Origin of the sequence: Umezakia ovalisporum Ak1311 (assembly GCF_029891685.1) — a bacterium.
GTDB classification, from domain to species: domain Bacteria; phylum Cyanobacteriota; class Cyanobacteriia; order Cyanobacteriales; family Nostocaceae; genus Umezakia; species Umezakia ovalisporum.
In genome coordinates, this window is the sequence record NZ_JANQDJ010000017.1 from 1 (window position 1) to 8,864 (window position 8,864).

Sequence of the window (8,864 nt, forward strand, 5' to 3'; positions counted from 1 at the left end):
TTAGAGGATTATGGTTTTTGGTCACAGGAAATTGCTAGACAAAAAGCCCAACAAACTGAGCCTGATAAACCTTTCCGTCGTGGTCGCATTTGGTGTTAGTTGTAGATTTGATATCCCTGATTTCTTCAAGAAATTGGGGATAAATACTATCATTTAGAGAACTCATGGTGATACAGCACTTTCCGGTGTAGTGATACACAGTATTGGCGGGAAAGATGCCCACCCCACAAAAGTTTTATGATTATGATTTGTACTTCATAAGAACGAAATCTGCTGTAAAGGAGTTTTTATTCCCCGTTGTTAGTGTATCAACTATTGTTTGATCCCACCCTAATCCTCCCCTTGTAAGGGGAGGGGACTGGATTTGATTGTTTTTTGTGTGTTCGGTATCAAACAACCTCTGAGTAATACTTCTCTACCCCAAGCTGTCTTTCACCGCATAAATCACCTGGTCTTGCTGTAACTGTGTCAGTTCCGGGAACATGGGCAAAGATAACACCTGATCACAAACTAACTCAGCTACTGGTAATTGTCCCGACTGATAGCCTAGATATTGATATGCTGGCTGTAAATGTAAGGGATAGGGATAATAAACCATGGAATTTACCCCCCGTTCTTGGAGTTGACTCCGTACCCAGTCTCGGTAGTTGGGGCGCACTATTCCCCCAGTGCTAGAAATACGAATAGTATATTGATTCCATACACTCAACCCCCCGGGTAGTTCTTGGGGGACAATAATATCTGGAATTTGACTGAGAAACTGTTGGTAATAAGCGGCGATCGCTCGTCGTTGGTGATTCCAAGTGTCAAGATAACGCAGTTTAATTTGCAGAATAGCTGCTTGCAGAGCATCTAAGCGACTATTTACACCAATTTCTTCGTAGTAATAGCGATTTTTTTGCCCATGCTCTTTGAGTATTCGCATTTTCGCTGCTAGCTGAGGATCATTGGTGGTGATGGCGCCACCGTCACCGCAACCGCCTAGATTTTTGGTAGGGTAAAAACTAAAGCAACCAATATGTCCTATGCTACCTACTTTTTGTTTTTCCCAAGTTGCTCCGGTGGATTGAGCGCAATCTTCAATCACTGCTAAATTGTGACGGTTAGCGATGGTCATCAGTGCTGTCATATCCACTGGTTGTCCAAATAAGTGGACTGGGATAATGGCCTTGGTTTTGGCTGTAATCACTGGGGCTATTTGTTGTAAATCAATATTAAATGTATTAATGTCAATATCAACAAAAATTGGTTTTGCCCCTACAGCACTAATAACTTCAGCTGTTGCTACAAAGGTAAAAGGTGTGGTGATAACTTCATCCCCTGTACCAATTTCCAAAGCTCGTAATGCTAAGTAAAGTGCATCCGTACCAGAATTACAAGCTAGACAATGATTTACATGATGATAAGCAGCAAACTGTTGCTCAAAGTTTTCTACTAAAGGACCGCCAATATAACGCCCAGAGGCTAAAACTTCTAAAACGGCTTCGCTCACTTGTGCTGCAATGGTTTGGTATTGCTGCTTAATATCAAAGGCAGGAATAGAATTTACACTTTGGATCATGGGTTTTCATTTGATCTTAAAATACAAAAGATGGTCTGGGACAGCCAATTTTTTCTGATGGAATTTTGATCAAAAGTCCTTGTCAACACTGTCGCTCTGGATACGCATCAAAATTGGGTTTTTACTGAAATTATTTTATGATTAAGGATAGCATTGGTTGACAGAGAATGTAATGTATATCAACCAAGACCCCAGATATGGAACTAATGTATTCCGAAAACTGGGAATTAAGTAGTGGGAAGAAATATTGTCGTGTTTTTTCAAAGGCAGGAGATGGAAAACTCATGGAGGATTTAATCAAGCTGGAGTTCGTTGATTTAGCTTTTGCTGTAGGTTCAATGGCCATGGCTATTGGTTTATCCGCCTGGGAAAATTTAGGATTAGAGTTAACCATTATGACCGCAGCAGGGAGGACCATCTTACAACTACTTGTATTAGGATACATTTTGTATTTCGTCTTTGCTTTAGACAATGTTTGGGGGGTTTTGGCGATTTTAGCGGTAATCTTGATTATCGCAGCTATGGTTGCTCGAAATCGGATCAGTACCAAAATTCCCCAAGTTTTGCCCTTGGTATGGGGAGCAATTTTCATTAGTACTGCTTTAACAGTTATTTATGTCAATTTCTTAATTATTCAACCAGACAGATGGTATGAACCACGTTATGTAATCCCTCTAGCAGGGATAGTGTTAGGTAATGCCATGAATGCAGCTGCCATCGCTGGGGAACGTCTTGTTAGTAACATGAACTCCCAACCATTAGAAATAGAAACTCACCTCAGCTTGGGTGCAACTCCAAAGCAAGCAGTGAGCAAGTACCGCAAAGAAGCCATCAGAGCGGCATTTCTACCCACTCTCAATCAAATGATGCTTGTGGGTATGGTGGCTATTCCAGGAATTACTACCGGACAATTATTAGCAGGAATCACACCTCTTGATGCTGTGGCTTACGAAATTGTCATCATCTTTATGGTTGCGATGGCTAACTTGCTGACAACTATATTAGTCACCAGAGGATTGTATCGTCAGTTCTTTAATTCCGCGGCTCAGTTAGTGAGGTGAGGTGATTTTACCAATGAGCAATGACTATATCCTAAAATAGGGATTGACGTTCCCCCCCAGCTTAAGTGTCTGAATCTTTGCCAATGGGCTATAAGGCCTAGGGCAGTGGGGTGTGGGGAACAGTGAACAGTGAACAGTGAACAGTGAACAGTCAACCGTCGCCCTAAGCGATCGCTATCTCGCCTTAATTGATGAAATTGTGGAATCCACCCTCAAGGGCAAAATTAGCTCTGTAGAGATGGTGTACCAAATGCTGCAAAAAAATCTCCTTTGCGGCACAGGAGAAGTATTTGAATTAGTGTTAAGCAATCGTCTCGGTAGCATTCAAAGCCAAGTGGATCATGAAATAGATGAACTGAAGAAATCCAAGGCTAACCGTCAATTGAGAGCGATTAAAACAATTCAAAGTCAATGGCTGCGATATTCCCAGCAAAATAAAGCCACAGAAACCATTGCCTCGGCAGTTAAAGAAATTACTACAGCTTCTCCAGATGAACGTCTGAGCATATTTTTACGTGTTATTGACCCAAATCAAAATCAAACACTGAATATCCCACAACTACAGCAATTAGCTAAAGCTTTACAACAATTTTCTCAAGTAAATGCTGATTTACAGCAAATATCCCAAGGAATTACCCGTGGTTTAGCCAGTTGGCAAGGATTGCAAGACCACTTGGTGAGTTGGTTGTATGAGAAAAATCAGCAGTTGGGTTTTGGTGGCGTTTCGGGAGAAAGGGGCCCTTGGGCAACTTGGGCAAAGCAAGTTAAAAGCGATATACCCCAAGGGCTGTTTCGGACTTTAGCAATGGAACAATCAGCAATTGAATTTGCCCAAAAGCAAAGCAGTCTTAGCCTCAGTGACTGGGTAGAATTAGCAATGATTTTACAGTACCTACAACGAGGTTTAGTGAACTGGTTCGACCAACAAGCTTACAACATCCAAGCCGGGTCAAAGTTGTCAATCTCTACTTTCTTGACTTTTGCAGTGATTTGGAGTCAGCTAGCAAAAGGTTTTCATCCCAGGGCTGTATATACTAATGGCTGTTCCCAAATTATGCTGCAAATTCTCCGCAACTTTTCCCAGCGTCCATATTTTCCTTTGTACGGGGGAATTTTTGCTTCTTTTGCCGGCAATTCCTTACGGGATGCTCTTGATTATCTCGATGAACCACTACGACGAGTAGAGGGAACCCAAGAAAAAGCTAGAATTTTGACCATTTTAGGTTATTCACAAAGAGCTTTAGGACAATATCAACGTTCTATTGAGTTTCATCAACAAGCCTTGGACATAGCTAGAAACGCAGGGGATTGCCCCTGTGAAATTGCTAATCTCAACCACCTAAGCCGTACTTACGTACAAGAAAAAAATTATACTGAAGCGATTAACTACAGTCAACGGGCATTGATGCTCAGTCGCCAATCCGGGGAGCGAATAGCAGAAGCCAATGCACTGGTAAATTTAGGTTACAGCGAAGTTATGCAGGCGCAAAAGCTGGAACAACTAGAAACAGAGATCTACGAAACAGCTATTAATTATTTGGAACAAGGGTTAAAATTATCAGAACAATTAGGAGATATACAAAGTCAAGCTTTGTGTTTGAGTAGCCTAGGTGTTGCCTATCTGGTTATAGGTGAATCACAAGCCGCAATTCCCTATTTAGAAAATGGTTTTAAAACTGCCCAGGTTGCCGGGGATTTATATCTCCAAGGAAGAAACTTAGCTTATTTATCCGCAGCTTATTATAATTTGCAGAACTCAGACAAAGCTATTTATACTGGCAGTTTAGGAATGTATCTGCTAGAGCAAATTTCTTCTAATGAATGGCGACAACCAGCAGGATTACTAACAATTTTACAAGGACAAATAGGGGCAGAAGCTTTCCAAACTTTATTAAACCAACATCGTCATAAAATCATGGCAATTATTGGTGTAGATGGATATGATTACATTCCTCAATTGTTGGCAAAATATCAAGAAGATATGTAGTTTCAGTGAGATTTTACAGCTTAGACCCCTGTTTTACTAAGGGTGGGATCAAGGAAGGACGTTCGGCTACTGGAACTTTTGCCTCTTGAAAAGCAGCTAATTTACTTTGTGCTGTGCCAAAATTAGGAGGACGTCCAATCACCGTAGCTAAAGTCCCACTTTGTCGCCAATTTTTGGCTGTTGGTGCGTGTCTACCTGCAATGTAGGCAATCACTGGTTTATCAATTGCTTCAGTAATATAGCGCGCTGCGGCTTCTTCACTGTCACCGCCGGGTTGACCGACTAAAACGATGGCCTCCGTGGTTTCATCTTCATCAAGAATTTGTAGCCATTGCAAAAATGATGAACCAACGATGGCATCACTACCAATACTGACACTAATTGATTGCCCCAAACCGGCTTTAGTTAATTCCCAAGCAACTTCATAAGTCAGGGTGCTGCTACGACTGACAATTCCCACCCGGCCAGGTTTGTACAATTCGCTGGGCTGAGTACCCAAAAGAATCTTACCGGGGACAATAATACCCGGACTGTTAGGGCCTACTATCAAGGTCTCAACCGCTTCAGTTTTACGAAGTAATTTCACCATATCCAAGGGTGGCACACCGCCAGAGATAATGATAATTTGGCTAATATCAGATGCGATGGCTTCTAACGCTGCATCTAAAACTTGGTATGGATGTACACAAATAATGGTTGTGTCAATTGCTCCAAACCTCGCCACTACTTCTTGAACCAAATCAAATATCGGCAAATTGTAGAGTTGCTGTCCACCACATCCGGGATTGACACCAGCAACCAAATTTGTACCATAAGCTTTCATTTGAGCAATATGAGTTGCTGTGATGAATTCAGAAAAGCCTTGGATTAATACTTTGCTATGTGGTGTTAAGTTCATATAACTTTCTGGTAGTTTTGGCAATTATCTGTGGTTAATTAATTCATCTTCTGAAAGGGAGACCCTTGGGGAAGGTTTGTGTGTTGTTACCGGGGGTAGCCAAAGTTCTCTTAAATTTTTTTGTCAGCAGTTGGCTTGGCTAGACGAACAGCTGCTGCTACTGCCTCGTCTAAATTTTCTACTACTATCAGAGCATTAGGTTGAGTGTTTAACCTAGCTAAAATATGCTGAGCAACATTGAACTCAGAACCAGCAATTCGGACAACCAAGGCCGGAGAATGAGATTCAATGGCGGTTTTGCTGCTAGATTTCACAATTCCTGATTTGATTTCGCCTTTGTTATGTTGTACAAAATTACTGATAATTTCAGCTACTTCCTGAGCTTGAGGTACACTACCCAGGAGGTTAAGTAGTATCACTTGAATACTTTTGTCAGCAGCTAAAATGTTCAACCCCTTCGCTAAACGATAGCAAAAGGTAGTAGGCGAAACATCGGTGAGAAAAGCATGACGGAGATTCAAACAACTACCAGCTTTACCACCAGCATCGGTGACTAAATCCAACGTAGCCATCATTGAACCAGTACCATTGCCCAAAATACCGATTTTACCCTGGAACTCTAAACCATCCCAATCCTGGAACTGAGGGTTGGTTGAACCTCTGCTATTACGGTTAGCTATTTTTACTGCTATTTCTGTTAGGTCTGGATGGCGTCCAATTGCCCTTTCGTTGATACTCACCTTACCATTGAGAGCCATCACTTCACCTGAAGTATTCACCGCCAAGGGATTAATTTCCACCAAGTCTAAATCTTTTTGCACAAATAAATTGTACATCTTCTCGACAACGGAGCTAACAGATTGCATTAATCTACCTTGCAGACCCATTTTTAACGCCAGTCGCCGTGCATAAAAAGGAGAAAATTCTTGTTTAACTACAATATGCTGCATTTTTTCCCCTGGGGATTCCCAATCAATATCGGGTTCTGTACAGCCTAAAAGTACTGGTCGGGAAACAGCAGTGTCCAAAACTACAGCTAGATAAAACTCTTTTTCACCAATATATTTCGATTCCGCCAGTAAAACTTCCGGCAATTCTCCCCAGATTGGCAAATTGAAAAGTGTTTGTGCCGCAGCAGTGGCATCAATTGTTGTTTCTACAAACCTGACTCCACCAGCTTTCGTTCTTTGGCCTGGGTACACCTGGGACTTTAGTACAATTGGATAGCGAATTTGTAAGCGTTTTAAATCCGTAGGATGGTCAATTCGTTGGGAAGGCAATACGGGAATGCCTATTGTCCTAAACCATTCTTTAACTTGGTATTCCAATAAATCCATTTACTTGCACCCTGTATTTACACTTCTAAAAGCATTTCTTTGGTGCTATTTTTAACTTTTTGTAGCACTAGAATTACACAATTTAGCTGTGTTCATACATAAATAACTTATTTATTATGTATTGATTCTATCGGATTTGGTAAACAATGCCAATCAGTTTCTCCTATCAAAACATGATTAAGTAATTAATATTATGATGAGTGAAATTGTCACCATATAATAAAAGCAGTATTAATGTCAAAAAAATCTAATGTTCACCAATATTTTTTACTAGTAATAGAAAATTGTTGACACCAGCAAAACCTATGTTAGCGTAACTGATATATGCTTAAACAACATTAATAATCTAAACCAGCGTATAAACCGAAGACACAAACAAAAATAAAAGACCATAAATATAATAAATACTGAAAAAAATCCTGGCAGAAGAGAAGTAGACATACTCAACCCCAGTTTGTTTAAGTAATTTTACTTACTTATAAACCTAACAACTAGTTATTAACAATATTTTGAGGTATTATTGCTGGAATGGCAACAGGTACATGTACATAAATAATCACCGATGTCTAAGTAGATGCTTTGTCCTGGTCACCCTTGAGGAATTTAGGGGGATGGACCTAGGAGTGAGGGATTTTAACTGTGTGGTAATTTGTACCTATAACTAGACAAAATATAGTTTTGACAACTCTTACAACTACTGTATAGATTTGGGTAGGTTTTACAGAAAAGTGTTTTTTTGAATTATGGAGGATTGTTATGAGCTTGTGAAGACTTTCAATTGTCAATAATCACCAAGATTGAAAATTTTGATAAAAAGTCACAAGTAAAAGTTTGTGTGTGGTTGTCACCGAGAAAAAAATGCATATCTGAATATATATGACTATATTTTTCTTATTTAAACCCAACACAATATCCATGGCTGCCCTCGGCGCAATCACACCACTAGAGGCTATACCCTCTGACATCGTAATTGTAACTCTGTGTTGCTGTGGCTAAAAAGACTGAAACTATGAAAATAGGAGCTAGATTAATATATTAGATTAATATATCAGATTAATATACAAACTATGTCTGAACTGCCCAACAGTCTTGAAGAAGCCATCGCTCAATCTCGCATAGCTACCCAAGCAGCCCTTGCAGATGGCTACACTCGCTTACAAGTTGATTTTCTGTTTCCAGAACTCAAACTTATGCCCGTGGCGGCGCAATTTTTACCTTTGTTTGCGGAATATGATTCTCGCCTGAAAGTTTTCTTTGCTGATGCGGGTGCTGCGGCCTTAGCTAACCGTGATTGGGCAGATACACCATTTAAAATTTTAGATATTGGCACAGGTAGGGCATTCAAGTCGAAAATTGAAACCGAGGATGAAATTTTCTTATTTATTGCCCCGACTTCTGTGGAAGTTCCCCAATTGGAAAAGCTGTGTGAAGATATAGGCCATCGCCCTTTTGTGATGTTAAATCCGCGCCTAGAAGATTCCGGTGTGGTCGGTATTGGTTATGCAGCTAGGCAAACTCGCCAGCGTTTCATTAGTACCATTGAATCTTGTTACTACCTGCGTCCTGTGGATGATACAACTGCTGTATTTCGCTGCTATCCGGGATTATGGGAAGTATGGGTAGAAACAAATGGGGAGTACCAAAAAGTTGCTGAATTATCAAAAAAACCTTCAGGTGATGAATTAGATTTAATTCTCATGGAAGGACAACCACAAACAACCACAAATGCTGCACCTGTCAAAAAGCCGAGTGTATTTAAGAGTTTGCAAAGGTTTTTCAAGGCCCTGAGTAGCTAATTTGTACACCGCCGGAATCAACCACAGATGAACACGTAAATAATATGGGAGGTTGGTAGCCCCGTGTTTTTAAACCGGGGTGAAAAACCGACTCAAGCAGATTTATCTGCATTCAATGTCTATCATGATGTGGATCGTTAATATAATCCATTACTTTAGATGTGCTAACTTTACCAGAAGTATCAAAAAAGTAACTCCTAGTCCACAAAGACGGCAGCCTCTTT

General features: G+C 40.5%; 8 protein-coding genes. 4 read left to right on the forward strand and 4 right to left on the reverse strand.

The genetic code is table 11. From position 1 onward, the window contains the following. A partial coding sequence (locus NWP25_RS02735) for a cyanobactin biosynthesis PatC/TenC/TruC family protein (protein ID WP_280649797.1) occupies nucleotides 1-99 on the forward strand: 99 nt, incomplete at its 5' end. Between the two features lie 316 nt (nucleotides 100-415). Here the strand turns inward: NWP25_RS02735 and NWP25_RS02740 are convergent. Beyond that, nucleotides 416-1,561: a DegT/DnrJ/EryC1/StrS family aminotransferase gene (locus NWP25_RS02740; RefSeq protein WP_280649853.1), complete on the reverse strand. Its 1,146-nt coding sequence runs from the start codon at nucleotides 1,559-1,561 to the stop codon at nucleotides 416-418. A 284-nt stretch (nucleotides 1,562-1,845) separates the two neighbouring features. Between NWP25_RS02740 and NWP25_RS02745 the strand changes: the two genes are divergently transcribed. Together NWP25_RS02745 and NWP25_RS02750 are read left to right on the forward strand one after the other, a co-directional pair. Beyond that, complete coding sequence (locus NWP25_RS02745; RefSeq protein ID WP_280649855.1) at nucleotides 1,846-2,622, forward strand: ABC transporter permease; 777 nt, start codon at nucleotides 1,846-1,848, stop codon at nucleotides 2,620-2,622. Between the two features lie 136 nt (nucleotides 2,623-2,758). Further along, nucleotides 2,759-4,609: a tetratricopeptide repeat protein gene (locus NWP25_RS02750; RefSeq protein WP_280649852.1), complete on the forward strand. Its 1,851-nt coding sequence runs from the start codon at nucleotides 2,759-2,761 to the stop codon at nucleotides 4,607-4,609. 13 nt (nucleotides 4,610-4,622) lie between these two features. Here the strand turns inward: NWP25_RS02750 and NWP25_RS02755 are convergent, their stop codons facing one another. Beyond that, the gene (locus NWP25_RS02755; protein ID WP_280649851.1) at nucleotides 4,623-5,507 is read right to left on the reverse strand and encodes a succinate--CoA ligase subunit alpha; all 885 of its coding nucleotides are present in this window, start codon (nucleotides 5,505-5,507) and stop codon (nucleotides 4,623-4,625) included. 110 nt (nucleotides 5,508-5,617) lie between these two features. Next, nucleotides 5,618-6,844, reverse strand: coding sequence for a succinate--CoA ligase subunit beta (locus NWP25_RS02760; RefSeq protein ID WP_280649850.1), 1,227 nt, complete (start codon nucleotides 6,842-6,844; stop codon nucleotides 5,618-5,620). A gap of 1,067 nt (nucleotides 6,845-7,911) precedes the next feature. On the opposite strand from NWP25_RS02760, the gene NWP25_RS02765 reads away from it, so the two are divergent. Further along, on the forward strand, nucleotides 7,912-8,640 hold the full coding sequence (locus NWP25_RS02765) for a DUF1995 family protein (RefSeq protein WP_280649849.1): 729 nt from the start codon (nucleotides 7,912-7,914) through the stop codon (nucleotides 8,638-8,640). 112 nt (nucleotides 8,641-8,752) lie between these two features. Here the strand turns inward: NWP25_RS02765 and NWP25_RS02770 are convergent. Next, the coding region (locus tag NWP25_RS02770; RefSeq protein WP_280698843.1) for a transposase at nucleotides 8,753-8,864 on the reverse strand (112 nt) is incomplete at its 5' end.

Excerpts from the sequence above, each read along its gene's own strand:
- NWP25_RS02740 (WP_280649853.1), bottom strand. The coding sequence starts at position 1,561 with ATGATCCAAAGTGTAAATTCTATTCCTGCCTTTGATATTAAGCAGCAA.
- NWP25_RS02745 (WP_280649855.1), top strand. The coding sequence starts at position 1,846 with ATGGAGGATTTAATCAAGCTGGAGTTCGTTGATTTAGCTTTTGCTGTA.
- NWP25_RS02755 (WP_280649851.1), bottom strand. The coding sequence starts at position 5,507 with ATGAACTTAACACCACATAGCAAAGTATTAATCCAAGGCTTTTCTGAA.
- NWP25_RS02760 (WP_280649850.1), bottom strand. The coding sequence starts at position 6,844 with ATGGATTTATTGGAATACCAAGTTAAAGAATGGTTTAGGACAATAGGC.
- NWP25_RS02765 (WP_280649849.1), top strand. The coding sequence starts at position 7,912 with ATGTCTGAACTGCCCAACAGTCTTGAAGAAGCCATCGCTCAATCTCGC.